Annotated in this window: 40 protein-coding genes and 2 pseudogenes; 36 read left to right on the top strand and 6 right to left on the bottom strand. The window is 36.8% G+C overall.

Annotated features, from left to right (window positions below):
* Nucleotides 1–2: 2 nt before the first annotated feature.
* The 5 genes from AC07WY_RS09100 to AC07WY_RS09080 all read right to left on the bottom strand — a co-directional run bounded on the left by AC07WY_RS09100 (nucleotide 3) and on the right by AC07WY_RS09080 (nucleotide 2,155).
* Nucleotides 3–290 carry a hypothetical protein gene (locus AC07WY_RS09100; protein WP_327857668.1) on the bottom strand — a complete coding sequence of 96 codons (288 nt, stop codon included), beginning with the start codon at nucleotides 288–290 and terminating at the stop codon, nucleotides 3–5.
* Nucleotides 287–598 carry a hypothetical protein gene (locus AC07WY_RS09095; protein WP_490774463.1) on the bottom strand — a complete coding sequence of 104 codons (312 nt, stop codon included), beginning with the start codon at nucleotides 596–598 and terminating at the stop codon, nucleotides 287–289. Before AC07WY_RS09095 ends, AC07WY_RS09100 begins: the two co-directional genes overlap by 4 nt.
* The gene (locus tag AC07WY_RS09090) at nucleotides 595–783 is read right to left on the bottom strand and encodes a hypothetical protein (protein ID WP_303577969.1); all 189 of its coding nucleotides are present in this window, start codon (nucleotides 781–783) and stop codon (nucleotides 595–597) included. Before AC07WY_RS09090 ends, AC07WY_RS09095 begins: the two co-directional genes overlap by 4 nt.
* 216 nt (nucleotides 784–999) lie before the next feature.
* On the bottom strand, nucleotides 1,000–1,395 hold the full coding sequence (locus AC07WY_RS09085) for a hypothetical protein (protein WP_494736215.1): 396 nt from the start codon (nucleotides 1,393–1,395) through the stop codon (nucleotides 1,000–1,002).
* 16 nt (nucleotides 1,396–1,411) lie between these two features.
* Complete coding sequence (locus tag AC07WY_RS09080) at nucleotides 1,412–2,155, bottom strand: S24 family peptidase (protein ID WP_494736214.1); 744 nt, start codon at nucleotides 2,153–2,155, stop codon at nucleotides 1,412–1,414.
* A gap of 101 nt (nucleotides 2,156–2,256) precedes the next feature.
* Here AC07WY_RS09080 and AC07WY_RS09075 point away from each other — a divergent pair, with 101 nt between their 5' ends.
* From AC07WY_RS09075 to AC07WY_RS09020, 12 genes and pseudogenes are all read left to right on the top strand, one after another.
* Nucleotides 2,257–2,448 carry a Cro/CI family transcriptional regulator gene (locus AC07WY_RS09075; protein ID WP_488632626.1) on the top strand — a complete coding sequence of 64 codons (192 nt, stop codon included), beginning with the start codon at nucleotides 2,257–2,259 and terminating at the stop codon, nucleotides 2,446–2,448.
* 8 nt (nucleotides 2,449–2,456) lie between these two features.
* On the top strand, nucleotides 2,457–2,711 hold the full coding sequence (locus AC07WY_RS09070) for a hypothetical protein (protein WP_488632625.1): 255 nt from the start codon (nucleotides 2,457–2,459) through the stop codon (nucleotides 2,709–2,711).
* 57 nt (nucleotides 2,712–2,768) lie between these two features.
* Complete coding sequence (locus AC07WY_RS09065) at nucleotides 2,769–3,656, top strand: replication protein (RefSeq protein WP_494736213.1); 888 nt, start codon at nucleotides 2,769–2,771, stop codon at nucleotides 3,654–3,656.
* Entirely contained in the window at nucleotides 3,653–4,405 is a 753-nt protein-coding gene (locus tag AC07WY_RS09060; RefSeq protein WP_494736212.1) for an ATP-binding protein, read from the top strand. Before AC07WY_RS09065 ends, AC07WY_RS09060 begins: the two co-directional genes overlap by 4 nt.
* Complete coding sequence (locus AC07WY_RS09055) at nucleotides 4,402–4,635, top strand: hypothetical protein (RefSeq protein WP_488632622.1); 234 nt, start codon at nucleotides 4,402–4,404, stop codon at nucleotides 4,633–4,635. Before AC07WY_RS09060 ends, AC07WY_RS09055 begins: the two co-directional genes overlap by 4 nt.
* The gene (locus AC07WY_RS09050) at nucleotides 4,632–4,904 is read left to right on the top strand and encodes a hypothetical protein (RefSeq protein WP_494736211.1); all 273 of its coding nucleotides are present in this window, start codon (nucleotides 4,632–4,634) and stop codon (nucleotides 4,902–4,904) included. The genes AC07WY_RS09055 and AC07WY_RS09050 overlap by 4 nt, the downstream gene beginning before the upstream one ends.
* Before the next feature lie 2 nt (nucleotides 4,905–4,906).
* A pseudogene (locus AC07WY_RS09045) lies at nucleotides 4,907–5,245 on the top strand (RusA family crossover junction endodeoxyribonuclease); the annotation flags it as partial.
* A complete protein-coding gene (locus AC07WY_RS09040) occupies nucleotides 5,242–5,919 on the top strand; it encodes a metallophosphoesterase (RefSeq protein ID WP_494736210.1) in 678 nt (225 codons plus the stop codon). The pseudogene AC07WY_RS09045 and the gene AC07WY_RS09040, both read left to right, overlap by 4 nt.
* Before the next feature lie 10 nt (nucleotides 5,920–5,929).
* Nucleotides 5,930–6,364, top strand: a complete 435-nt coding sequence (locus AC07WY_RS09035; RefSeq protein WP_494736209.1) for a hypothetical protein — start codon at nucleotides 5,930–5,932, stop codon at nucleotides 6,362–6,364.
* Nucleotides 6,365–6,366: 2 nt separating this feature from the next.
* Nucleotides 6,367–6,564, top strand: coding sequence for a hypothetical protein (locus AC07WY_RS09030; protein WP_494736208.1), 198 nt, complete (start codon nucleotides 6,367–6,369; stop codon nucleotides 6,562–6,564).
* A 508-nt stretch (nucleotides 6,565–7,072) separates the two neighbouring features.
* On the top strand, nucleotides 7,073–7,255 hold the full coding sequence (locus tag AC07WY_RS09025) for a type II toxin-antitoxin system HicA family toxin (RefSeq protein WP_004831652.1): 183 nt from the start codon (nucleotides 7,073–7,075) through the stop codon (nucleotides 7,253–7,255).
* A 42-nt stretch (nucleotides 7,256–7,297) separates the two neighbouring features.
* A complete protein-coding gene (locus AC07WY_RS09020) occupies nucleotides 7,298–7,702 on the top strand; it encodes a type II toxin-antitoxin system HicB family antitoxin (protein WP_224964164.1) in 405 nt (134 codons plus the stop codon).
* A 33-nt stretch (nucleotides 7,703–7,735) separates the two neighbouring features.
* Here the strand turns inward: AC07WY_RS09020 and AC07WY_RS09015 are convergent, their stop codons facing one another.
* Nucleotides 7,736–7,921, bottom strand: coding sequence for a hypothetical protein (locus tag AC07WY_RS09015; RefSeq protein ID WP_494736207.1), 186 nt, complete (start codon nucleotides 7,919–7,921; stop codon nucleotides 7,736–7,738).
* A 350-nt stretch (nucleotides 7,922–8,271) separates the two neighbouring features.
* Here AC07WY_RS09015 and AC07WY_RS09010 point away from each other — a divergent pair, with 350 nt between their 5' ends.
* The 24 genes and pseudogenes from AC07WY_RS09010 to AC07WY_RS08895 all read left to right on the top strand — a co-directional run bounded on the left by AC07WY_RS09010 (nucleotide 8,272) and on the right by AC07WY_RS08895 (nucleotide 25,387).
* Complete coding sequence (locus AC07WY_RS09010) at nucleotides 8,272–8,514, top strand: hypothetical protein (RefSeq protein WP_494736206.1); 243 nt, start codon at nucleotides 8,272–8,274, stop codon at nucleotides 8,512–8,514.
* A gap of 81 nt (nucleotides 8,515–8,595) precedes the next feature.
* A complete protein-coding gene (locus AC07WY_RS09005; RefSeq protein ID WP_434278956.1) occupies nucleotides 8,596–9,036 on the top strand; it encodes a hypothetical protein in 441 nt (146 codons plus the stop codon).
* A gap of 413 nt (nucleotides 9,037–9,449) precedes the next feature.
* Nucleotides 9,450–9,920, top strand: coding sequence for a hypothetical protein (locus tag AC07WY_RS09000; protein ID WP_494736205.1), 471 nt, complete (start codon nucleotides 9,450–9,452; stop codon nucleotides 9,918–9,920).
* 313 nt (nucleotides 9,921–10,233) lie between these two features.
* A complete protein-coding gene (locus AC07WY_RS08995; RefSeq protein ID WP_494736240.1) occupies nucleotides 10,234–10,794 on the top strand; it encodes a terminase small subunit in 561 nt (186 codons plus the stop codon).
* A gap of 9 nt (nucleotides 10,795–10,803) precedes the next feature.
* Nucleotides 10,804–12,300, top strand: coding sequence for a terminase large subunit (locus tag AC07WY_RS08990; protein ID WP_464016757.1), 1,497 nt, complete (start codon nucleotides 10,804–10,806; stop codon nucleotides 12,298–12,300).
* A complete protein-coding gene (locus AC07WY_RS08985) occupies nucleotides 12,297–13,772 on the top strand; it encodes a DUF4055 domain-containing protein (RefSeq protein ID WP_494736204.1) in 1,476 nt (491 codons plus the stop codon). The genes AC07WY_RS08990 and AC07WY_RS08985 overlap by 4 nt, the downstream gene beginning before the upstream one ends.
* Nucleotides 13,738–14,838: pseudogene (locus tag AC07WY_RS08980) on the top strand (phage head morphogenesis protein); the annotation flags it as partial. The gene AC07WY_RS08985 and the pseudogene AC07WY_RS08980, both read left to right, overlap by 35 nt.
* Before the next feature lie 587 nt (nucleotides 14,839–15,425).
* Nucleotides 15,426–15,635, top strand: a complete 210-nt coding sequence (locus AC07WY_RS08975; protein ID WP_327857647.1) for a hypothetical protein — start codon at nucleotides 15,426–15,428, stop codon at nucleotides 15,633–15,635.
* 108 nt (nucleotides 15,636–15,743) lie between these two features.
* Nucleotides 15,744–16,520 (top strand): DUF6651 domain-containing protein, encoded by a 777-nt coding sequence (locus AC07WY_RS08970; RefSeq protein WP_303578024.1) that lies wholly within the window; start codon nucleotides 15,744–15,746, stop codon nucleotides 16,518–16,520.
* A gap of 16 nt (nucleotides 16,521–16,536) precedes the next feature.
* Nucleotides 16,537–17,673 (top strand): major capsid protein, encoded by a 1,137-nt coding sequence (locus AC07WY_RS08965; RefSeq protein ID WP_327857645.1) that lies wholly within the window; start codon nucleotides 16,537–16,539, stop codon nucleotides 17,671–17,673.
* Nucleotides 17,674–17,716: 43 nt separating this feature from the next.
* A complete protein-coding gene (locus tag AC07WY_RS08960) occupies nucleotides 17,717–18,055 on the top strand; it encodes a hypothetical protein (protein ID WP_494736203.1) in 339 nt (112 codons plus the stop codon).
* Between the two features lie 7 nt (nucleotides 18,056–18,062).
* Nucleotides 18,063–18,437: a hypothetical protein gene (locus tag AC07WY_RS08955; RefSeq protein WP_494736202.1), complete on the top strand. Its 375-nt coding sequence runs from the start codon at nucleotides 18,063–18,065 to the stop codon at nucleotides 18,435–18,437.
* Nucleotides 18,434–18,802 (top strand): glutamate 5-kinase, encoded by a 369-nt coding sequence (locus AC07WY_RS08950; RefSeq protein WP_494736201.1) that lies wholly within the window; start codon nucleotides 18,434–18,436, stop codon nucleotides 18,800–18,802. Before AC07WY_RS08955 ends, AC07WY_RS08950 begins: the two co-directional genes overlap by 4 nt.
* A gap of 47 nt (nucleotides 18,803–18,849) precedes the next feature.
* Complete coding sequence (locus tag AC07WY_RS08945; RefSeq protein ID WP_494736200.1) at nucleotides 18,850–19,233, top strand: hypothetical protein; 384 nt, start codon at nucleotides 18,850–18,852, stop codon at nucleotides 19,231–19,233.
* A 39-nt stretch (nucleotides 19,234–19,272) separates the two neighbouring features.
* On the top strand, nucleotides 19,273–19,656 hold the full coding sequence (locus tag AC07WY_RS08940; protein ID WP_434278965.1) for a hypothetical protein: 384 nt from the start codon (nucleotides 19,273–19,275) through the stop codon (nucleotides 19,654–19,656).
* Nucleotides 19,653–20,063, top strand: a complete 411-nt coding sequence (locus tag AC07WY_RS08935) for a hypothetical protein (RefSeq protein WP_494736199.1) — start codon at nucleotides 19,653–19,655, stop codon at nucleotides 20,061–20,063. Before AC07WY_RS08940 ends, AC07WY_RS08935 begins: the two co-directional genes overlap by 4 nt.
* A 184-nt stretch (nucleotides 20,064–20,247) precedes the next feature.
* Nucleotides 20,248–20,772, top strand: coding sequence for an antA/AntB antirepressor family protein (locus AC07WY_RS08930; protein WP_434278967.1), 525 nt, complete (start codon nucleotides 20,248–20,250; stop codon nucleotides 20,770–20,772).
* A 78-nt stretch (nucleotides 20,773–20,850) separates the two neighbouring features.
* Nucleotides 20,851–21,765, top strand: a complete 915-nt coding sequence (locus tag AC07WY_RS08925; RefSeq protein WP_494736198.1) for a phage tail tube protein — start codon at nucleotides 20,851–20,853, stop codon at nucleotides 21,763–21,765.
* A 2-nt stretch (nucleotides 21,766–21,767) separates the two neighbouring features.
* Nucleotides 21,768–22,247 (top strand): phage-derived protein YdaY family protein, encoded by a 480-nt coding sequence (locus AC07WY_RS08920; RefSeq protein ID WP_494736197.1) that lies wholly within the window; start codon nucleotides 21,768–21,770, stop codon nucleotides 22,245–22,247.
* Nucleotides 22,248–22,530: 283 nt separating this feature from the next.
* A complete protein-coding gene (locus AC07WY_RS08915; RefSeq protein WP_287839110.1) occupies nucleotides 22,531–22,875 on the top strand; it encodes a phage tail protein in 345 nt (114 codons plus the stop codon).
* Between the two features lie 57 nt (nucleotides 22,876–22,932).
* Nucleotides 22,933–23,265, top strand: a complete 333-nt coding sequence (locus AC07WY_RS08910; RefSeq protein ID WP_327857634.1) for a hypothetical protein — start codon at nucleotides 22,933–22,935, stop codon at nucleotides 23,263–23,265.
* Nucleotides 23,252–24,019, top strand: coding sequence for a phage minor tail protein L (locus tag AC07WY_RS08905; RefSeq protein ID WP_494736196.1), 768 nt, complete (start codon nucleotides 23,252–23,254; stop codon nucleotides 24,017–24,019). The genes AC07WY_RS08910 and AC07WY_RS08905 overlap by 14 nt, the downstream gene beginning before the upstream one ends.
* Before the next feature lie 2 nt (nucleotides 24,020–24,021).
* A complete protein-coding gene (locus AC07WY_RS08900) occupies nucleotides 24,022–24,765 on the top strand; it encodes a C40 family peptidase (RefSeq protein ID WP_494736195.1) in 744 nt (247 codons plus the stop codon).
* The gene (locus AC07WY_RS08895) at nucleotides 24,758–25,387 is read left to right on the top strand and encodes a tail assembly protein (RefSeq protein WP_494736194.1); all 630 of its coding nucleotides are present in this window, start codon (nucleotides 24,758–24,760) and stop codon (nucleotides 25,385–25,387) included. Before AC07WY_RS08900 ends, AC07WY_RS08895 begins: the two co-directional genes overlap by 8 nt.
* Nucleotides 25,388–25,420 lie beyond the last annotated feature (33 nt).

The raw sequence follows: 25,420 nt of genomic DNA, 5'->3' as shown, positions 1-25,420 counted from the left end.
TCCTAAGCCACTAATTCATAAGCACTTGACTTAACAAAAGTTTTAATTTCATTAATTTTCTCAAGCTGTTGGTTTAAAACATAAATTTGTAAACTGTCTTGATGCTTACTGGCATCTAATAGAACTGATTTACTAAAAACCAATTCATTGTTTTCTATCTTGTGAATCCAAACTGATTCAGATAAATCTAAAGTTTCAAAGCCATACGAAGTGCAGGTTATTTTTAATTGCTTGATGGCTTTCTTAATTTTTGCTTTTAAGCGCGAAACCTCAATTTCATAGAGTTTCATAACAATCTCTCCTGAACTTCTTGCTCGATAGCTTCTTTTAGAACATCCCAATTTTGTGGATTAATATAAAAATGATCGAGTAAGCCATCTTCGTTGTATGCCTTGATATTGCAAAGTTCTTCAATATCTGCATCTTTCCAAGTTTGAAAGCCATCCCCATCTTTGAAGTAACGAGCATTAAATTTCACTTCCAAACAAAACTCATCATTCTCAGTAAAGAAGTCTGCTTGACCTTGATCTAAACTGATTTCGTCAAGTCTGAAAGGTGGCTTGATGACTACTGGCAATGTGAGTAGGGGCATATTCATTGTTTAACCCCCATTTTTGCGACTGCATTTTGATAGCCTGCACAATTCACTACACCTGCAAGACACATTGCGATAACGATAAGGGCAGGGATAAGTAAGCCTGATTTCTTATTTTTGATTGTATTTTCAGGAGTTGGGTGCTGATATAGCCGTCCTGTTTGACTTTTAGTTTGTATCTTTTGCATAATGTTCTCACTCTCTGAGTAAAAGCACATTTGATTTGACGGTCGGTGTGCTTTTTTGTTATCTGATGCATTTAGTTTACCAAAGGAAACTTTATTGTCAATAAAAAGTTTATTTAAAGAAACTTGTTTTTATTTTTGGAAACTTTTAATTATTTTAGGCAAAAGAAAACCCACACGGGGTGGGCGAATTATCAAGCTGATAAATTCCTAATTTGGTTATTTTAAGAAATTTGGGCATGCTTCGCTGTAAATTAACAAGAAGTCGCTTTGAGGTTCTATTTTGCGAAATTCCTTCCAAGGTTCAAAATGACTTTGTAAACTTAAGCTATGTGAACTTTTAGGAATTACGTCACCACCCATATATTTAAAAGTTTTTTCTCTACAGTTAATTAAAACCTTATTGAGTGTGTAGATAGAGGGGTCGAAGTTAAAATTAGTTTTATAAGTAAATAAGATAGTTGCATCAGGTTGCCCCTCAATTACATCACTTACAGAAACTTCATACCCTCTAAGTTTTTCTTTACTGTTTGGAATTACAATAAAATTTTCAGCGTAAACATAATTAGAAATAGAAATGAAAACAAGTAAAAGGCTAGTCTTTTTAAATTTCATATTTGTATCTACTGATTTAACCTGCTCGCCAAAATTGACGCCCCATTACTTTAAAGTTCAACCCGTTGATTTCGCTAACTTCACGATCACGATATTTTGGGTTAAGGCTGTGAAGACTTAACTTTCCACCTTCTTCCTTAAATATCTGCTTAATCATGCCTTCGCCTTCAAAATAAACAGCATAAATTTCACCATCTATTATTTCGGTTTGAGAAATATCAATTCCTACTAAGTCGCCGTCATGAATAAAGTCAGACATGCTGTCACCCTTAGCTTTTATGATTCTCATGCATTTAGGGTCAACATATTTTTTTTGAAAAAATGATGGAGGAAAGGGGAACTTTCCATTAATGACATCAAAATGAAACTCTATAGACTCACCTGTACCACATGAAAAGTTCGCTTCCACTACATCTATCCAAATAAATCCATTTTCAATTTCATAGTCAACAACAGTAGGCTCATAAATCTCATTGACATCAAAAGAAGATTCCTCTTTTCGAGTCAATCCGTGTTTATCCATAAACTCCTGCATATTGAAGTTATTTTTTCTTTGATCATTTTCGCCAGTTAATAACCAATTTTGAGAAGTCTTAAGCACATTTGCTAAAGGTGATAAAAATTCAGCTTTAGGGATATTAGTCCCAGCCACCCATTTTGAGACTGCGCCTTTAGTTGCACCTGTAGCTTCAACTAAATCAACTTGTCGAATTTTTAGCTCAGTCATTCTTTGAATTATTCGATCACTGATAGTGCTCATAAAAACATCCTCTTTAATGTTTCCTATAGTAAACATTCATATTGATTTAGAAATAAACTTATGGTTTACTAATGGAAACTAAAAGTTTATAAAGGTAAACCATGACAGTTGATGATTTAAAAATGCATTTTAGAGTTGAGAACGATATCCAGCTCACAAAAACAATTCTTGGGGTCACGAGAGGAACTATTAGCAAATGGCGACATAGAGGCATTCCAGTAGACACTCAGGCAAGGATCCAAGTTTTAACTAAAGGCAAATTAAAAGCTGATCTTCAAGCCTTATCAGCATAGGAAAAAAAATGAGTCTCGAAAAAAAATCGATACATGTTCGAATTGATCATGACATGCATGGGCGTCTCTCTGTATTAGCTGATTTAGATGAAAACGAAATAGCCGCTCAAGCTGCGATCTTCTTAGAAATGATGATCATGGCTAAATGGCATGTCGTGAATGTAACAGCTAAGAAAATGACGCGCTTGGGATTAACGGGGAACTACGGGGATACCGCTTCAAGTGACAGGGATGTAACGGGATTAAAAGTATTAAGTAAATAAAAACCGTTTCTACGGCAATAGAAACGGTCTCAATTCATCAATTAGGAACCAATGAATATGAAAACAAATTTAGCACATGAACCACCGATCCCACAAGGAGAGCTGGTTCAATTTCCAAAAAAAGAGCGACAAGCTATGTCGAAGAAAGAAGAGGGCTATACTCCAATGCCTAATTTTATCTGTGATGAGGGTTATTTAAGTGCTTTAAGTGGTGAGGCAATCAAATGCCTTGTCCTTTTAAATCGTCACATTAAGGGCTTTCACGGAGATAATAAATCTATTGGCGAAGCTTTAGTTATGAAATTGACGGGCTTCAAAGACAAAAGAACTGTACGTAAAAGTATGGCTGATTTAGCAAAATTTCAGTTAGTTCGTATCACTAAAAATTTGGGTAAAGCGACAATTTACACGGTCACATTTGAGGACCGAATTAAGCCTGAACTAGTAACATCAAATGATACTGGTGCATTAAATGTAGTTACATTAAATGATACTGGTGTGGGTACATCAAATGTCACTGGTACTAGTGACATCAAATGTCACTCTGTAAAAGAAATATATTTAAAAGAAAATATTAAAGAAATACACACACACAAGAGCGTGTCTGAAAATTCTTGGAAACCGAATATTAATTTTCTAAAAACCATTTTATCGCAAACAAAATTTAGCCAACGTTGTGAAGAAATTTTATCCCTTGCTGATTTCAATTTTCACTTGGGTAATTTCAATGCGCATTGGGAAAACAAAATTGATCTGACTGAAAACCAACGTACAAGAAAATTTGCTGCATGGTTGATTCAAGAGTTTGAAAAGCACTTGGTCAAGATTGATCGTACTGAAAAACAAACGAGCAAAGCGCCAACTCGAAACGTAAACGATGCTTGGGGTGATGTTCAGCAGTACAAACCTGCAACGGATGATCTGGATTGTGAGGGGATGCTATGAACGCGATGACTTCACTAGATTTAGAGATTACGAGTTCAACTGAGTTTTGTACGAAACATCAAGTTCAAATGGTTTCTTACCGTGGTAAATCGTTTTGCAAACAGTGTTCACTTGAATCACTTGATCGTGGTCAAAAAGATCATCATCACGCAGTAAATACCATGGTTCGTGAAAAACACTTTGCTGGCGCGCAATTACCACTACGCCATGCTCAAAGTGGGTTTGGTAATTATCAGGTTTCAAACGAAGGTCAACGCAATGCAAAAGCTCAATGCATGTCGTTTGCTAAAGATTTCTTGGGTGGTGTGATTCGTAATCTAATCATGGTTGGTCGTACTGGTACAGGCAAAACACATCTTGCTAGTGCCGTGGCTTTAAACGTGTTGGATAAGCGCAAATCAGCTCGCTACATCACTTCTGAGGACATGGCTAATGAGATTGCTAATGCTTGGAAAAGAACGGATGACAGTGAAGCTAATGCGATTTACCGCTTTACTGAATATGACTTACTGATTCTTGATGAATACGGTTTGCATGACCGTCATGAGAACAGATTGCAACTGGTTCACAAGGTTTTGTACTCACGTTATGACGAGGGCAAGGCAACCATGTTGATTTCAAATTTCACGCTTGAAGAACTTAAAAAAGATTTGGGTGATCGGTTGTGGTCACGCTTTCAACACGATGGTCTGACTTTGGTTGAGTGTAACTGGGGTGATCAACGAATGGGACAAGGGGGTGGGGTGTGAGAAATACAGCGCAAGAAATCTTTGAGAATCGCTTTGATATTTTATTGTTTGCAGCTCATACAAAAACATTCAATGTCACAGATATTTTTGAAGCTGTACTCGATACATCAAGAATGACAATTCGAAACTGTCTAAAAGATTTAGTTGAAAGTGGCTACATTGAAAAGCTTTCGGTATATGACTTTCGGGCAACCAATAAAACAAAAGAATTATTTAAGGTGGCACTATGACAACTAAAGACAACGATGCAAAGGAATCTAAGAAAGGTGATCTCGTTATTGCTCCAATTCTTGACGGGTTTTTTGTTGGGAAGATCATAGATTATCGAAGTGACATTGATAAATTTGATGTTCTTGGTACAACACATTGGGATTGGTACGACAAGTCACAGCTTCGTCATGCTGAAACCAAAGCTGGTCATGGTTTAGATGATGTCACTGATCATGTTACAGACATTCGCAATCACGTTAGTCCAAGCACAATGGTGGTGGATTTATGAGTTTACTCAATTGTGAAATTGCCATGATTCCACCTAGTGTGAACCATTACTGGGTGGCAGCAGGGAAAAGACGTTACCTAAGTCAGCGAGCTAAAAATTTTCAGAAGATTGTGAGTTTGTTTGTTAAGCCTCTCAAAAGCACAGCTAGGCTCAAAGCAGAGATTACTTTTCATTTTCCAGATCGACGTACTAGAGATATCGACAATCACTTAAAAGCGGTTTTAGATAGTTTAGTGAAGTGTGGTTTATGTGAAGATGATGAACAGTTTGACGAGTTGCTAGTAAAACGTGGAAATGTGGTTAAGGGTGGATTGGTAAAAATTAAAGTGGTGGAAGTATGAGCTTAGTCAAAGTTTGGGACAAAGAGATCAAAGGCAAGCTCTATGCAGTCGGTGATATTCACGGATGCTACAACTTGCTGATGAATCGTTTAAATGAAATTGGTTTTGATTTTGAAAATGATTTGTTGGTTGCAGTAGGTGATTTGGTGGATCGAGGCATTCAAAACATTGAGTGTGTCGAGTTGCTGTCAAAGCATTGGTTTACGTCTGTTCTTGGTAATCATGAGGATTTATGTATCGGTGGGATTCAAGAAGAATCATATAAGCGCCGTCATATCTCAAATGGTGGAGAGTGGTTTTATCAGCTAGATGGGCAAGCGATGTACAACATTGCAAAAGCCTTTTCTAAATTGCCTGTTGTGCTAGAGATCAATTACAAGGGGCGTAAATACGGTTTTGTTCATGGACACATAGAACAAAATGACTGGAATGAATTTAAAAGCTCATTTGAATATGAAATTTCACCATTTCGAGGACCAGTAGAATTGGCAATATGGGGACGTGCCCGTGCAAATACAGACAGTGAACAATATACCAATGTTTCAGGTGTAGATGCGGTCATCATGGGGCATACAGTCACTCCAAAGCCTCTCAAGCGTGATAACTGCTATTACATTGATACAGGTGCGGTGCATTGGGGAACTATGACAATTTTAGATTTGAGTAAAGTTTAAGGGGCTTGGAATGAACGTAGCGGTGAGAGTGATGGATTGGTCTAAATACACAATTGATGGATGGCTTGAGCAATTTGGTGCTTGGTGTGAAACCGCTCGTTTGAAAGGCGGTGAATTGCCTGATGGTCTACATGTTAATCAGATTTATTGGTTGATTCGTGAAGCAGATAAAACGCCACGTAACTCGAAGTGTTATATCCGTTGTGAGATTAGTGACTTTGAGGCAGAGCAGGTACAGGCATTGCTGAGAAGCGTGTTCAACTCCAATTCAATTGATTATCAAGCAAAGTACGCAGTGATGTGTTTAGTTAAGCATAAGGTTGAAAATCGTAGTCTTAGTGCAGTGGCTGAGATCACAAAACAGTCTAAAGGGCAGGTGAATATTTTAATTGGATGTGCTAGATTTTATCTACTTGGTAAATATAACTTTTTGAAAATGGTGTAAATATGACTCAACGTACAAGAACATTTAGTGCTTATAACTCTGAAGGATTATCAGAACAAATTAACAAATGGTTAGAATACTCTGATCGTCATAATATCAATGTAAAAATTGAAAAGATTGTGAATATTGCGTCTGAATTTGCAAATGAAAAAAAACAAACAGATTATCCTTTTGAAGTTCTTGTTTTGTACTCCAATTAGGGTATTGACCGTTTAAACGCAATATGGCATATTTCAGCTATAGTGGGCGAAGTTATGGTAATCCACTAAATATTTTAAAGCTCGTTAAAAATAACGAGCTTTTTTAATTTGGTTTTAAAATTTAGTGATATAATTCATAAACAGATTACTTAGGTCTGTTGTCTGTACTGGTAGTTCGACTCTACCACTTGTGTTTTGGTCAGGTATTGCCTTTTTATCAATAAGTTATCAGTTTTTTTCTAGTCTTAAAAATTGTGCTTTAACTAAATTAAAGGAGATGTCTATGTCAAATAATCTTAAATTTGTAGTTTCAACCATTCTTTCAGGCGTGGCAATTAATAACTTAAGCACAGATTTTGGGTGTATTGTACAGACCTAAGTGATTTTAATTTAAGCTCATCAAAAAGAAGGGCTTTTTTTATAAAAAAAAATGGAAAATAACTCTAGGGTTATTGCTATTTAATAACTCTAGGGTTATAATTAACTCATCAAGACAGATGGAGTTAAAATGAAAAGTCTGGAATTGATCAAGATCATTGAAGCAGATGGTTGGTATGAGGTAAGGGTTAGAGGTAGTCATCATCACTTCAAACATCCTACCAAAGAGGGACTGGTTACAGTACCTCATCCTAAAAAGGATTTACCAAAAGGCACTGTAAAAAGCATCTTGAAGCAAGCGGGTCTCGAATGACCCGCTTCACCCAGACTTGATTTTCTCTAAAAAGAGGTGAGTATGTTATATCCAATTGCAGTAGAAAAAGGCTCAGATGTTGAAGCCTACGGTGTGATTGTTCCAGACATTAAAGGATGTTTCTCAGCAGGTGATACTTTTGAAGAGGCATTGACTAATGTGAAAGAAGCAATTGCAGGTCATTTAGAAATCTTAGCCGAAGATGGTGAGGAAATTCCTTTAGCCTCTGAGGTAAGTAAGTACTTAAATGATGATGAGTTTAAAGGCTTTATTTGGGCTGTTGTTGATGTTGATGTAAGTCGTTATCTAGGTAAGGCTGAAAAAATCAATGTCACTTTACCAAGTCGATTAATTCGTTTAATTGACGATAAGGTGGGTAAAGACAAGCATTTTAAATCTCGATCTGCATTTTTAGCCGCTGGAGCTGAAAAAATGTTGCGAGCATAATCTACCATTGAAGCCCGCTGAAAAGTGGGCTTTTTATTTGCCCGCGTTTTCATCATAGAAACGGATCGCTTGCATAAGTAATTCGTTATGGCTCAAGTCATGTTTCTTGGCAACTTGTCCAATGTATGCGATGTCATCAAGTTTGAGTTTAAAAGATTTAACTTTTACGCCTCGTTTTGAATCGCTATCACGTTGAATTTCTGTAGGTGATTTTGCCATTTTCTGTACTCCTGATAACTTCTTAAGTTAGTTAGTGCCACCCCTTTCGGGGTGGGCTTTCTTAGTAGACTTTCATACTGATTAACAGTAGAATTACTAAGATAACTAACTTAATCATGCCAGATTCCTTGTTAGTTCGTAAGTCTTGAGGACTTACACCCATCAAGTTGAGACTGCCATCTCGTCTTGATAAAGTTATTATAGGATGACCTATATTATAAGTCAACCTATTTTATGGAAAAAGCTCACTTTTTAGTGGGCTTTTTTATTGTCTAAAGTATATAAATTATATTCAATTAATAGGCTGAATTTAGTAGTATCGACCTAGAATTAATTGCATTGAGATAATCATGAAAAATAAATATTTATTTCTATTTATTATATTTATTTGTATTGGTTTTTTTATTTTATTAGTTAAAGGTGAATTACCATTATCTCAAACTGGCGGTATTGAAAAGGAATGTATAGGAGTAAATATTCCTGAGAGTGTACAATATACAAAGTCACGACAATATTGCACATGTTTCAATAATCAGCTTAATTATAAAGATAGCAGTAGTGCTCAAAGATTTTGTTTAAATAAAATTAACTAAAAATAAATTTTATCCGTCAAATAGTTTGATGGATTCACCATGACCGCCGAAAGGCGGTTTTTTTATGTCAGGAGAAAATGAATGACACTTGAAGAACGCCAACATTATGTAGATGTAATTAAAGCCCTCTACAAAACTTCTATTTCAGTTGATGAAAGTCAAATTTCAGATGAGGTAGTAGATATTGTAGATACAATTCTTTATGAAATTCGAAATTGTACTATGAATCTTGGCATTTTTATTTCTATTGTTGATGGTGTTACTGCTGGAATGAAAAACGTATTAGAGTCTTTGGGCTTCGGTACAGCTAGTTCTCAACGCAGTTTGATTGAAGAAACACTCAAAGATAAAACAAAAGCATGGTTAAAAAGTAAAGGCGAAACTTTTGGCTGGGGTTTTATCAAAGGCGTAGTTGAATCATGGATTAAGATTCTTGATAACAATACAGCTTCATTAGCATGTAAAAATTCAGCATTATTAAGTTATAAATCTCCTTTAGCAATTGCTTTGCTTGGTTTGTAATTAGAATTTAGACTTAAATAAGCTCATTTTCGGATGGGCTTTTTATTTGTCAAAATCTTAGACATTTTTATTCAAATTTTTTTATTAAAGAGATGATTTTAAATAAAAAAATTTTGACAAAAAGCCTGACATTAATTTGACAGGGTTTTTAATGCCTAGAGGAAAGTGGAATGAATAAGGTTGAAGCGCAAAAGAATCTAAAACTACTCGAACAAGATAAAGCACGCATACTTTCACTTAACCATCTCAATTCCACTTGGGCGTTTAAGAATCAGTGTGAGTTGAGAGTGAAGCAGATTAATGAGTGCATACGAAATTTAGAAGATGAGCTAAAGTCTAACTTGAAAATTTAAATAAATTGATGAATTATGTTTTGGCGGATTTATTGATTTAATTATCTAAGGCTTTTTAAAATGAAATTTGAAGATTTAAAAAAAGATACATCATCTATTTTCCTAGAAATAGAAAGTAAACAAGAGTTAAATTTAATATATTTAAATTCAGATATAGACAATTTTTTGAAATTTATCAAACAGAACAAACCAGAAGTTATATTATTTAGTAAAAATAATTTAAGTGCTAAAATTAAAGAAATTGTTGGTAAAGATATTGATTTATCTAATTTTTTACGAAATGTTTCTGGCTCATTCACTAATAAAATTAATCAATTAGAACGTGATGATCGTGATGAACATGATAGATTACAAAAATTAAGAGATTATTTTGTAAAACTATTTCATGCAAATAACGAACATAATGATTTTATAGTTGAATATCAATTGTTCATTCCTTTAAATGGTAGTTTTTTAACTATTGCTGAGTGTCATTATTTATGGGAAAACGATGATGACTATATAAATGAAATTATTCAAAATGTAGGTTAGTTGTAAACTTAAAATCCAAACCTCCTCCAGGAGGTTTTTTATTGGGCGATGAAAGTAATGCAGAAAAAATAAAAGCCCATAAATTGGGCTTCTAATAAAGATTTCACAGTTATCGTGATTCTTTTTAGGGTGGCGTCCTTCGTTCTTTCGATTGACTACAGGCTGGTTACTGCTTCTGTCAATAGGAGTGCAAATACACTTTCCTAACGGCAGGAACCCTGTGCATTGAATCATCAAGCCATCGGGAAGTCCTTGCTCCTGCATTAATAATTATAAGTTTTGATTTGAAGTTAATCAATTGGGAGATTCATTTATGGAAGATATTGACCTTCCGAGTGGAAGTGAGCCACTACAAGATGACCGCCGTGAACGGTTAGCACAAGAGTACTTAAAGTGCTTGAACATTGCCAAAGCTGGTGAAATGGCGGGGTATGCAGATAAGAGTACCTCTTGGAGAGCATTTGAACGTGATGAAGTTCAAGAACGTGTTGCTTATTTAAGTGCTTTAAGACTGGAGCGCACACAAGTAGATGCAGATTATGTTTTAAGACGTTTGGTTGAGATAGATCAGATGGACGTTTTAGACATTATGGATGACTCTTACAACTTCAAACCAATTGGTAAGTGGCCTTTAATTTGGCGTCAATATGTTTCCAATATAGAAAATATTGAGCAATTTGAGGGCTTCGGAGAAGATCGTGAACAATCAGGCTGGCTTAAAAAAATCAAATGGCCTGACAAGGTTAAGAACCTTGAGCTGATTGGTAAGCATGTAAGTGTTGGAGCTTTCAAAGACAAAGTTGAGCTTACAGGCTTAGTTACAGTTAAAACTATTTCAGATGTTATGGATGAGATAGGAGATGAAGATCTTTAAGGAGGTAAAATGCTCTCAAATAAACGAAGAGAACTCCTTAAAAATCGGTTCTGGCGCTTAAATAATCTTTATTTTGTAGAAGATAAAAACGGAAAATGTGTCAGATTTAAAATGACACCTGAGCAGTTAGAATACTTTGATGGTATGCATGACCGAAATGTCATTCTTAAAGCTCGTCAGCTTGGTTTCACTACAGAAGTTTGCATTATTCAGCTAGATCTAGCGTTATTTCATCATAAGCATTGTGCTTTGATCGCACACACCTTGCCAGATGCAGAGCGCCTATTTCGTAATAAGACCAAATATGCTTATGACCGCTTAACTGATGATGTTAAGCAGGCGAATAAAGTTATCAAAGAAACAACCAGTGAAATCGTATTCAAGAAAGGTGGATCCGTTACTGTTTCAACTTCATTTCGTGGTGGAACGCTATACAGCTTGCATGTTTCAGAATTTGGGAAGATTTGTGCAAAGCATCCTGATAAAGCAAAAGAGATTGTTACTGGTGCATTTGAAGCTGTTCCACTTGGTGGTCGGATTACTCTTGAAAGTACTGCAGAAGGACGCAGTGGTTATTTCTATCAATATTGCCAAGACGCTGAAAAGTTAAAACTTCAAGGTAAAACTTTAAACCCATTAGAGTGGAAATTCTTTTTCTTCTCATGGTGGAAGAACTCTGAATATCAAATCCCAGCAACAGAGATATCGGAACGATTAAGGGAATACTTCTCAGATTTAAAAGTTAAGCACAATATTCACACTACACCTGAACAACAGTCATGGTATGCATCCAAAGAAAAGACTTTGGGTGATGATATTAAACGAGAATATCCGAGTATTCCTGAAGAAGCATTTCAGCAATCAGTTGAAGGCGCGTATTACAAGAAGCAATTCAAATTCTTATATGCAAATGGTCGAGTTGGCGAATTACCAAGTAATGATCATTTGCCAGTAATGACCTTTTGGGATTTAGGCGTTTCAGACTCAATGGCAATTTGGTTTATCAGGAAAATTTCTGATGAATGCTATCAAATCATTGATTATTACGAAAACTCGGGTGAAGGCTTAAGACATTATTTTAAAGTGTTGAAAGATAAAGGCTACACATATTCAAAACACTACGCACCACACGACATCAAAAACCGTTCTTTAACAGGTGATGCTAAATCTCGTCTAGATATCGCTAAAGAAGGTTATGAAATCGATGGTGAAATCTATTCCGTTCGATTTGAAGTAGTGGAAAGCATAGGTGTGATGGATGGTATAGAACAGACTCGTGAGATCCTTAAATACTGTGAGTTTGATGAAACCAAGTGTGAAGAAGGTATTTCTCACTTAGAAAACTATCGTAAAGAGTGGGATGACAAAAAAGGGTGTTGGAAAGATAAACCTCTGCATGATCATACCTCTCATGGTGCTGATGCATTCCGCATGTTTGGTGTAGCGATGAATAAACCAAAACCAGTAACAACTCTCGATATACCAATTTTTGGAAGAAGAAGATGACAGGTGTAACTTCAAAGCATCCTGAATATATTAAAAACATCGATACCTGGAATAAAGTTGATGATGTTTGTGATGGTCAGGATGCAATTAAGAAAAAGGGTAAAACATATTTACCAGTGCCTGTCACTTTTGGTGATGGGGATGAAGATCGTTATAAAGAGTATTTAGATCGAGCGGTTTTCTATGGTGCGACTGGTCGAACTTTAATTAGTCATATTGGCTCAGCATTTAATAAGTTGCCTGATTTTAAAAGACCAGATGAGCTTGAGTATTTAGAGCGAAATGCAGATGGTGCAGGACGATCTATTTACCAAAGTTCACAACAAATGCTGCGATTGATTTTTAAGCATTATCGTTGTGGAATTTATGTTGATTTCCCACAAGTTGAGCCTAGTCGAAATAGGGCTGAAGATAAGCAAAAGAATGCATTCCCAATGATTCACACATTGAAAGCTCAATCCGTTATTAATTGGGATTTCATCATTGTGGGAAATCAGAAAAAACTATCTTTGGTCGTGATTGAAGAGAATATTTCAAAGCTTGATGATGATGGATTTGGTCGTACAAGTGATACCCAGTACCGTGTTTTGAGATTGCAGAAAGGTCAGGATGATTTTGTTTATTCAGTACAGCTTTATGAGCGGAATGAAAAACAAATTTTTGAAGCTGGACCGCTTTATTACCCTACGGATTATCACGGTAAGCATTGGAACTATATTCCATTTACATTTTGTGGCGCGATAGATAATACAGACGAAATTAATAATCCGCCGTTGCTTGAGTTGGCTGATTTAAACCTTGCTCATTATCGTAATTCTGCAGATGTTGAAGAATCAGGGTTCATTGTTGGGCAGCCTATTGTTTCTATGCCGAATATTACCCCTGATCAATATGAAATCATTAAAAAGGACAAGTTAGCGATTGGTGCTCGCAATGGATTTCCAACAAAAGTTGAAATTTCACAAGCGAGTGAAAATAACTTGGCCAAGCAATTAATGACAGATAAATGGGTACAAATGAAAGAAATGGGTGCTCGCTTAATTGAGGTGGGGTCTGCTAATAAAACTGCTACACAAGCAGATAATGAGGACTCTTTGCAGCATTCAGTTGTTTCACTGGCAGTGTCTAATATCAGCGAAGCATTACAAATGGCGTTACGTTGGTGTGCCAAATTTGCATTGCCTAATCACGATATAAAGCCAGATGAGCTGACCTATGTTATTTCTCAAGATTTTAATAAACAAAAATACAGTGTGGAACGTTCAAAACTGATTTTAGAGATGGTCCAAGGTGATCTTCTGCCTCCTGAAATTCTTTATCAATATGAGCAAACTGGAACATTCTCAGATGCAAAATGGGAAGAGATAGAAAAGAAGATTGAAGAATATCGGATGAGTAAGCCATTAGCTGGTTATCAGCCATATCAAGGTGTAGATGATGAAAGATCAACTGATAGAGCAAGCAATACTTGATGCCTTAAATCAACATAATTCTTATCTTCAACGTCTTTCCTCTACCTCGGTCAATGAAATCTTAAAAAGTTTCGATGCTTTATCTATCCAAGCGTTAAATAAGCTTCGAGACCTGCTCGATGATTTAAATGAAGCTGAGAAGACTAGTTTAGCTAGTGCTAAATACTCTACTTCGTCATTGAAAGAAATTCAGGGAGTCATGGCAGGTTGGCAGCAGTCAATTTCTACTGTTCTTCCTGAAATTCTTGATATTTCGATGATTGCTTTGGCTTCTTATGAATCAGCATATATCTATAAGTTGGCTGGTAAAAAAGTACCCAAGATTAATGGAGCTGATTTACTCAAAAAATCAAAGAAAACTCCTTATGCAGGTGGTCAATTATTAGATTATATTTTCCCTACCGTTGCTGAGAGTATTCGAAAGAAAGCTGAATATGTTATTCGTGATGGTGTGAATTTAGGTCAGACAAATCAACAAATTATTCAAAGAATAAAAGGTACTAAAAAGCTAAATTATGCAGATGGATTGCTTAATCAATCACGAAATGCAATTGATGCTGAAGTGCGTACAGCCCGAGCACATTTAAGCAATGATGTTTATTTGCAGACGTGGTTGGCTTTAGGATTTGAATATACAAGAGATGTCGCAACTTTAGATGGTCGAACAAGTTTTGGATGTGCTGTAAAAGATGGTCGTGTCCAATTGGTTGGCGTTGGCCATCAAAAACCTCCTTATCACCGCCGTTGTAGAACTGTTCAGGTCGGATGTGAGAAAGATGGAACGTTGGAGGGTTTGAGACCTTTTGTTGCAGATAAACGCTCAGTTAAAAATATTCCCAAGGATCAGCGAGATGGAAAGATTGGCCAAGTTGATGCGAATACGACCTATAAAGATTGGTTTAATCGGCAAGATGAGGCTTTTCAAAAAGAATGGTTAGGTCCTGTTAAATACAAACTCTATAAAGAGGGTGGATTTCCAATTGATAAGTTTGTTGATCCACTGTCTGGTCAAAAATTCACTTTAGATGAATTGCGCAAGTTGGATGAAAAAGGCTTTGAGTCAGTGTTCAAATTTTCAAAAACTGGCAAGAGTTTTAAACAGCCTCAAAATGAATCAAGTTTTTATGATTTACCTAACAAAACACAAAAGCCTGACGTTTCAACACCTGCGAGAAAGAAAGCTGTTGCATATGAAAATGATATACGCAGTGAAAAAACGGAATATGGTGCATTCATTTCGCAAGATGGCAAAATTATTAAGATGATAGCTGGAGATACTGATAATGTGTCAGTTTCATCAGATTTTTGGAATAAGGTTGCTCACTCAACATTCACACATAACCATCCTAAAGGATCAAACTTCTCAATTGAGGATATTTTGACTGCGGCTGAATTGAATCTAGCAGAAGTGAGGGTTGTGACAAAGAACATGAGATTTGCAATATCTAGTAATAAAGAAACTAACCTCTGGCCGTCTGCTAAGGAAATTCAAAATACTGTTGATGAGTTGAAACCGAAGGCTCTAGACATAACTAGGAATATGATTAATACTGATTTCATCAATATAAGATTTGCCCAACATGAGCTAGAGCATCAATTATGGCTAATGGTTGCTAAACGACTTAATCTTAATTATTCACGAGAGATGAGCTAATGAATGACGAGTTATTGTTGGAGAGAGAAAGAACTATTAAACGACTTCAAGAAAAATTTGGTCTTTCAGAAGATCAGATCATTAGAAGTGAAGATGTAGAGGCTTCAGGAGAGAAATATCTAACTTTTGATGGTCCGAATGCTGTTAAATATTGGAATGATCTGAAAGAACTTTGTGAAAAAGAGTTTGGTCCTCAAGAAACCCAATAGCATATTCATTTTAATACAAGCACCCAAAAGGGTGCTTTTTTATTGCCTGCCAAAAGTGGAAACGATTGGTGAAACGAGCGGAAGCTTAATTAAAAATGGTGGAAACCTATGAAACTCAAAACGATTCAAATCGAAAATAAGACCTACGCAGAAGTGAATGAAGAAGGTAAACCTTTATACCTCCATGAAGATGGAACAGAGATTGCCTTTGATGCACCACATGCGATTGCAAAAATTAATGAACTCGGATCAGAAGCAAAAAATCATCGAATTGCCAAAGAACAAGCGGAAGCAAGTTTAAAAACATTTGAAGGTTTAGATGCTGAAAAAGCCCGAAATGCTCTAAATACCATCAAAAACTTTGATGATAAAAAGTTGATTGATGCAGGTGAAGCAGAACGGGTACGAACTGAAGCAATTGATTCAGTAAAACAAACTTATGAAACACAACTTGGTCAAATCACAACTGAACGTGATGCATTTCAGCAGCAATTACATAATGAATTGATCGGTGGTGGATTTGCTCGTTCTAAGTTTATTCAAGAAAAAGTTGCTGTTCCTATTGATATGGTTCAAGCCATGTTTGGCCAAAGCTTTAAGGTCGAAGATGGCAAACCTGTCGCATATGACGGCAAAGGTCAAAAAATTTATTCCCGCACAAATCATGGTGATGAAGCTGCTTTTGATGAAGCTTTAGAAATCTTAATTGGTGGATACCAACACAAAGATTCCATTTTAAAAGGTTCACAAGCAGGTGGTGGTGGTTTTTCAGGTCAAGGCGGACAAGGGGGTGGCAAAGCGATGTCACGTCAAAGCTTTGAACAATTAGCGCCACCAGAAAAACAGTCATTTATGAAAGATGGCGGACAAATTACAGAAAATTAATTTTGGAGATTAGCGAATGTCTAATAATTTAAATGGCTTATTGCCAACGCTTTATGCAGCACTTGATATTGTTTCTCGTGAGATTACTGGATTTATTCCAGCAGTTACACGTGATACAGGTATTGAACGCGCTGCAGTTGGTGATGATGTCAAAATTCCAGTAACAACCGTTGCAGAAGCACAAGATACTAAACCAGGTGTGCATGCACCAGATGCAGGTGATGGCACTGTAGATAATATCGTGGCTAAAATTACCAAGTCACGAAATGTACCTATTCGTTGGAATGGTGAAGAAACTCGTTCACTACAGAATGCGGGAACTTTTGCGGCAATTCAAACCGATCGTTTTGCTCAAGCTATGCGTACTCTTGTGAATGAAATCGAACGAGATTGTTGGCTAGAAGCTTATAAAAATGCATCAATTGCTTATGGTACGGCAGGACAAACGCCGTTCAGTACTGCAGCTGATATGACTGATTTTGCTGGTACATTAGGTATCTTAGAAAACAATGGTGCTCCTCGTAATGACCTGCAATTAGTTTTAGGTCATGCAGCAATTGGTAATTTGCGCGGTAAGCAAGCAGGATTATTTAAAGTAAATGAAGCTGGTCGTGATGACATGCTACGAAATGGTATGACTGATCGTATTATGAACTTTGCGATTCGCCACTCTCATGCAGTAGGTGTACATGCTAAAGGGACAGGTGCTGGATATCTTGTAAATGGTGTTTCATCAGCTGGTGATAAGTCGATTGAGGTAAACACAGGAACTGGAACAATTCTCGGTGGAGATATTGTGACTTTTGCTGGTGATGGGACTCAATATGTATCTGGTGGTTTAGCCGGCTCTAATTTAATCCTTAATCATGGATTAGCTTTAGTCCCAGCTGATAAAGCTGCTGTTAGTGTTGGAAACAATTATGTACCAAACCTAGCATTTTCACGATCAGCAATTGCATTAGCAACACGTACTCCAGCTTTACCAGAAGGTGGGGATAGTGCAGATGATCGTACGCAAATTGTAGATCCTGTTACTGGATTGGCATTTGAAATTGCGGTTTATCGCCAATACAAACAAGTTGTCTATGAAGTCAGTTTGGCTTGGGGTGTCAAAGCTATTGCACCGCGACATATCGGACTACTTTTAGGTTAACCAAAAGGGCGAGAAATCGCCCTTATTTTTTTGGAAAATAAAAATGACTTTATTAAATACAGTCCAAATCAAAGATGGTGATGGATATCGTGTAATCAATGAATCTGATTTTATTCATGGACAACACGAACTCTATGGTGATTCTAAATTATCGAATTTGTCTAACCAAGCTTCAGGTGTTGGCTCAAGTTTAGAATACAAGAAACGACTAGAAGAAGCTGAGAACAAATTAAAGGATTGTCTAGAACAGCTTCAAAACTCTCAAGGTGAATTTACTGCATTCCAAAATAACATCGATGCAATGAAAGCCCGTATTGCTGAATTGGAAGTTAATTCTAATAAAACGGACAAAGAAGAACCGAAAACTACAAAAGCTAAATAGGTGAGTTATGAGCTTTATCACTGTTGATGACGCAAATCGTAAATTGGGTAATGACTTTGTACCAGATGGTGATAAAGCTCGTCTTGTTTTACTGGCAAATACTTGGATGAAAAATGAAATTGGTTTTGTTCCAGAACCATTCGATCCACTTTTAATCGATGCTGCTTGTGAAATTGTTAAAGGTATCAAAGCTGGTGTGATTTACGCTGGTACTTCTCGTCAAACAACAAGTGAACGAGTAAAGGCCGATACAGTTGAAGTTGAAGAGTCATTTGTAGAGGGTAGTCGTGAAATTTCAGAATTTGAGCAGATTGCCAAAGCATTTATAAATTCGCTGGATCTAAAGCCCAAGGGATTCACATTCAAGGTGTATCGTGGATGAGATATAATATTCAATCTAAAGTGGCTAAAGCCTTTAATACTAAGCTTGCAGATGCCATCACAAATTTCACATGTTCCAAAGAAATCCAATCTGGTGATTTCGACTTTGAAACACAAACTTATCCTACTGTGACCGTTGAGCAATACACTGGCCGTGGTGTATTTGGCTCATATAAGCGAGATTTGGTAAAGCCTATCGATTATCAAGTTGAGGATGTAAAAGCTACTGTGCTTCAAAATGAAGTAACTGGTGTGCCTCAGATTGATGATGTTTGGGTGGCAGGTGGTCAATTCAAAATTTTGAATGTAGGTAAAGATCCAAGTGGAAGTATTTGGGTTTTACAGTTGAGGAAAGTTGCAAATTAAAATGGTTGTGATATTTAATATCATCAAATTACTTAAATATCTTAACAATGAAATTAATTTTTTTCTTTGCTTTACTATCACTTTCTATAAATGTGTATGCACTCGAAGATCCAAGTCGTTACAGACAATGTTTTGATTCGGCAGGAAAAAATAAAATCAGATCTTGTCTTGTTGTATATGGTACAGATAAAGATAGTAAGTACACTGAATTAAGCTTTAGAGATAAAATTTACCATATTAAACAACCGATAGCGTGTAAAAGTGAAGATTGTGAATATGAGATGGGCGAAGATTTGAACTATCTTACAGAAGCAGAAAAATACTTTTTAGATAGAAGATTGAAAGTGATAAGTAGTAATTCAAATACTAAAATTTGGACATGCTATAAACAAGTTAGTGGTGAAATTAATGTTTGCTTCAAGGTTAAATAATATTTAACCCACTTCGGTGGGTTTTTTTATGGGTGAAATATGGCTTGGAATGGATTAAGACCATCACAATTCACACTCCAAGTTTTGCGTGATGGCTCAGAATTACAAAGAAAAATCACAGCAGCAATGCTTCAAGGTGTAGTGCTTAAAAGTCCAGTAGATACAGGGGCCTTTAGAGGCAATCATCGAGTTTCAATTGGCAGTGTGGATTACACCAAAGACTTTCAGAAAAAAGATAAATCAGGTACGGCAACCATTGCAGATGGAATGGCTAAAATACTGAGCGTTCAATTGGGGATGAGAGTCTTCATTAGTAATAATCTGCCTTATGCTATCCGATTGGAAAACGGACACTCAAAAGAACAAGCACCACTAGGAATTTATTCAATCACATTCCAGTCAGTTAAGAGTAGATATAAATGATGACTTTATCAGAGGCTGAATTGGCGATATACAAGCGAATAGGTCAATTTAGTGGTGTGGAAAAAACAAATCTTCGTATTGAAAATCAGAAAACTCCAGATGGTAAACCATTTGATCCACCATCAAATAAACATTGGTGCAAAGTTTATATTCAGTATGGAGATAGTTTGATTGCAGGTATTGGAAATAGACCCTGTATTCGAGATATAGGCACTATTTCAATTCAATGCTTTGCACCAAAGAATTCAGGCACGATTGAAATGACAAATCTATGTGTTAAATGGAGAGACTTCTTACAATCCTTTGGTGTTTCATTTCTTGAAGTCTATAAAGTCCATGCGCCACAAGATATGGATGATGACAATTTCTATGCAAAGATAGTTAGAGCTGAGTTTCGAGTTAATTAGCTTAATCACACAACAAACCTGAATTACTTTTAAACGAACCTGTCCTTAGTGGCAGGTTTTTTAATGCCTGAAATATGGCATCCAAGCCAACTAGGGTAGCTCCTGAAAGGAAGATGGTCGTTTCGACTACTCATTGCATCTTCTTGTTGGCTTTCTTTTATTTATGAGTGGTCGGAGCATAACAATGAATGCGATTGTAAAAATTGAAGGTAAAAGTCCATTTATCGAAGTGGAACTTAATGGAAAAATTCAACTTGGCGTAAATGCCCGTGATTTGCACAAAATGCTAGAAGTCAAAGCGGAGTTTTCTCATTGGATTAAACGACGAATTAACCAATGCAAATTTGAAGAAAATTTTGATTATACGGTTTTCGTCAAAAAAGACGAAAACCTAAAAGGTGGTCGTCCAACAACTGAATACATTATTTCTGTAGATATGACAAAGCATCTTGGAATGATGGAACGAAATGAAAAGGGTTTTGAAATCCGCAAGTTTTACATTGAGCAAGAAGAATTAGCACGCAATACATTAAATGGCATCCAAATTGAAATTGGAAAATTATCTTTGATTGCTGATCAGTGGAAAGAAACCTTATCCAATGCAGGAAGAATTCTAAGCGTTGGAGGAAAACAAATTAGACCACAGATACTGAAAAAATTAGACGAGCTTATTGAACATGCTCAACCAAGTTTAAAACTGGAGGGTTAGATTTCAAATCTAACCCTTTAATTAATCAATCCACCTCCTTAACGGAGGTTTTTTTACGCCTAGATTAAGGAGAACTTAATGAGTTCTGGAGCTAAACAATTAACCCGAATTGGTTTTGAAGCATCACCTGGTGTGATTGCAACAACCTGGAATACATTTGCATTTACCACTAATGGTTTAGATGCATCAGCACAAACCACCGAATCACAAACGATCAAAGATTCACGAATTGCAGCTGGTACTTTAGTGACAGGTGTTGAAGTACAAGGCGATATTGAGTCTGAATGGGCTTATGGCATTCAAGATGGAGTCTTAGAGCTAATCGCCTTCAATGCTTGGAATAGCAATGTTTTAACATTTGGTGGTACTACTCGAAAAACACTTTCGATTATTCGTGGCTTTAGTGATATCGATAACTTCCAAGTTTTCACTGGTTGCCACATTAACCAATGGACTTTATCAATTCCTGATAGTGGCATTGTGACTTCTAAATTCGCAATTATGGGAATGAAACGCACCGCTTATGAGGTTGCACCGACTGGTACCGTAACACCAGCAGTGGATGCTGTTCCATTAACAAGCCTATCCACTGGTGACATCCTTATTGATGGTGAAAAGAAACCAGGAATGTGCATCACTCAGATTGAATTAACCATTGATAATACAATGCAAATTCAGAAGTGCTTAGACTATGAAAATAACATTGCCGCAATCTTAGAAACCATTATGAAAGGCAGTGGTAACTTTACAATTGCATGGTCCAAAAATACTGCAGAACTTTATGAAAAACAATTCTTAAATGAGCCGATCGGCCTTGAATATTCATTGAAAGATACTGCAGGTAATAAATACACACTCAAACTACCTAAGGTTCAAGTATCTGCGCCTTTGCCAAGTGGTGGTGCTGGTGATGTATTAACTACTCAGTTTTCGTTCACGGTCGCGAATGTTGCACCGACTCTTACACGTATTCCTGTAGTTGCGGGGCCTTAATCATGTTAATTGAAATCGAAGAACAGAAGTCCATTGAATACGTTCAAGAATGGTTTGATTTTAAAGATGGCGTGAAATTACTCATTGCGAGTATTGATAAGCCATCGTTTCAGCGTTCACTTGAACTCAATGGGATTCAGGCTGAGCAAGAGCTTGCAGGCATTAAGGCAGTCACAGATGAAGGTGCAGTTAAAGCTAAATTAGGTTTTAACCGTGCTGTATCACATCTATTGTTAGGATGGGTTGGGCTAGTCGGTAAGGATAAAAAGCCGATCGAATACAGCGCGCAAAATGCAGAGCTGATTTGTACAAGCTCAAAGCAATCACTTGAAATTATTGTCTTCATCATGGAAAAGGCTAAAGTGATCCATGACTCTAAGACTGAAGAGATTGCTGATGAAGTGGGAAAGTCCTCAAGCACTACGAACAAAGAAACATCAAATGGTGCGAAGAAAAAACCGCAGAAGTTTATCAAAAGCTAGGCTTAAAACCACCTGAGCGATTAGAGCCAAGTTACACCGCAAACCATATCATCAAAGCCTTTAATTTAATTTCAAAAGCTCGACGTTTTATTGTTTTTCCTAGCGGTGGTGGATCATATGATTCACTTACACTAGCAGACATTAAGAGTTATTTTGATGTTTATGGATGTGATATAGATCGAGCTGTTTTTGTAGAGTGTATTTTTGCGTTGGACGGGAAGTTTTTGGAAGGGTGTAAATAAATATAGAACCATCAAATGGTGATTTTTATTGGACGCAATTTATGAGCAATGAAAAATTTACATATCCATGTGATCTAGATGGAAACTCAGGCAAACAAAACTTCAATATTTTGACTTCAAAATTTGGTGATGGCTACGAACAGAATATCTCAGTAGGCATCAACAATAAAAAGGGGGAGTGGCCATACAAATTCACATCTACCAAGGAAGAGATTCTTCAAATCAAAGCTTTTTTTGATCGACATAAAGGGGCTGATTCATTTCTATGGAATTCGCCATTGGATGGTGAAGTACGTGTCAAAACAGATACAAGCTATACACCTAGTCAAGTAGGTGGAATGATCTGGACTATTTCCACAACCTTTACCCAAGTTTTTTACCCTTAAATCTAATTAACTTCACGCCCCACTCGTTGGGGCTTTTTACTTGAAGGAACATGAAAAATGTCAAAGCAATTTACACACATTGAAGCAAGTTTTACTGCAGCACTCATAGTCAAAATTGAAGCATCAGCCTATGAATTTGGATCAAAAATAGATTATCTGTCGATTGATTATAACAAGGCCACAGATGATGTCTTAATCGGTTTAAAAAAGGATAAAGAGCCTGATGCGAGCCGAGTCTCATTAAAAGAAGCACAATTCATAAGTTGGTTGATCCCCCATATTATTTCTTTGCAGAACCGGTCGGGAGTTTCAATTCAATCGATTCAAGCCATTTATGATGTGGAAGGTTTGGATCTTGATATTGTGGTGAATGACAATGTTAAACAGTGATTTTCAAAAGCTGTATGTAGATGGATTAATCACACTATTTGAATTAGACGCCAGTACACTTGGAGCTGGCGTTTTGCGTTTCCATGGTCATATTTCTTATGAAGACTGGAAAAAGATTTATTCATCGATTGGTAATGATTCTGTCTCAATCGCTGAGGGATCTGATCCTGGTGATAAAAAAGTTTGGCAACGTAATATCATTTTTAATGGTCAGACTTTTGAGCCAATGGCGTTGCAAGTATCAGGCTTAGAAATGCGTAGTGATGGCAAGGCTTCAGCACCAACTTTAAGTATGGCCAACAATATTAAAGGTATTCAAGGTGCGGTAACAGCGTATTGTTTACAGTTTGGTGATTTTGCTGGTGCAAAGATCAAAGTCATTACCACATTAGCCAAATATCTTGATGCTGAAAACTTTAGTGCTGGTAATGCCACGGCTAATCCAAGTGAGAAGCGCGAGCAGATTTGGTTCATTGAACAAAAGACTTCTGAAAATGCTCAGCAAGTGACTTTTGAACTTTCTAATCCAGTGGATTTCGAAGGGCTAAAAATTCCTACACGGCAAATCTCAAACTACTGCAACTGGGAATATCGAAGTGAAGAGTGCGGATATATCGGTTCTGCAATGTTTACTGAAAAAGATGAATCGACAGACAATCCAGCTTTAGATCGATGTAACTATCGAACATCTGGCTGTCGTTGCCGAGAGAACGAGCTTCATTTTGGTGGATTCCCTGCATCTTCAATGGTGTAAAAATGAAATTAAATAAAAAACTCAAAGCAGCGATTTTATCTCATGCTGAACAATGTTTCCCCGCAGAATGTTGCGGGGTTATTGTTTCTGGTGTGTATATTCCATGCCGTAATGTCGCTGAAAATGGTCAGTTTCAAATTCATCATGAAGACTTGGCAAATGCTGAAGATCAAGGTGAGATTCAAGCCTATGTACATTCACATCCCAATGCTACTGCACGTGCTTCTGATTTAGATTTATTACAAATTGAACTTCATGAAATGCCATGGGTGATCTGTGCTTGGCCTGAAGTAGATTTTCAAGTCTATAAGCCATGTGGTTATAAAGCACCACTCATTGGTCGTGATTACCATCATGGATATCAAGATTGCTACTCAATTATTCGTGATTTTTATAATCGTGAATTAGGTATTCAGTTGATTGATTTTGAACGTAAAGATGATTGGTGGAGTGATAAAAATCACAAATCCCTTTATCTAGAAAACCTAGACGCAGCTGGATTTTATGAAGTCAGTCAACCTCAGTATGGTGACATGTTGGTGTGTAATGTTGGGCGTACAGAACACCCGAATCATGCGGTGATCTGGTTGGGGGATCACTGGCAATTAAAGTCAGAAGAAAGCACAAGTTGTTTTGGTGGACCATTAATCCTACATCATCCTTATGGTCGAAAGTCAGTGCGTGAAATTTTTGGGCAACAATGGCAAGAGCGTGTTGTCAAAATTGTGAGGCATAAGAATGCTTAAAACGATCAAATTGTATGGCGTACTCGGAAAGAAGTTTGGTAAGGAATTTAAGCTTTCTGTTGAAAGCACCCGTGAAGCTGTAAAAGCGCTATCAGTCCAAGTGCCCGGCTTTGAACAATTCATGCTAACAGCTCATGAACAAGGGCTTACCTTTGCTGTTTTTCAAGATGATGAAAATATCTCTGAGGATCAGATTGATTTTGAGACTGGCGCCAAAGTTATCAAGATTGTGCCTAAAGTCATTGGGGCTGGCGGTGACAGTGGGGTTCTAAATTTAGTTTTAGGGGTTGTGTTGATAGTTGCTGGCTATTTTACTTTTGGAGCAACAACTCCTTATGGTGCAGCATTGATTGGTGCAGGTATTGGAATGTCCATTGGTGGTATTGCACAAATGCTTACCCCAAAAGTTGATGCACAAGATCAAAACCAAGATGGAAATAAGTCTAACTTTGGATTTGGTGGAGCAGTCACCACAATCGCACAAGGCAATCCAGTTCCGGTTCTTTATGGTCAGCGCGAAGTCGGTGGATTCATTGTAAATGCTGGTCAATTTGCAGTAGATACTTTTAGTTCTGCAGATGCTGGTTTTACAGGCGGTGGCAGCAGCGGTGGAAAGAAATAATTTAAGAATATAAGCGCATTAAGCGCTTTTTTA

This window comes from Acinetobacter sp. GW821-FHT01C12 (genome assembly GCF_059422625.1).
Note: the sequence above shows the minus strand (reverse complement) of the source record. Positions and strands in the feature narration are given on the sequence as shown.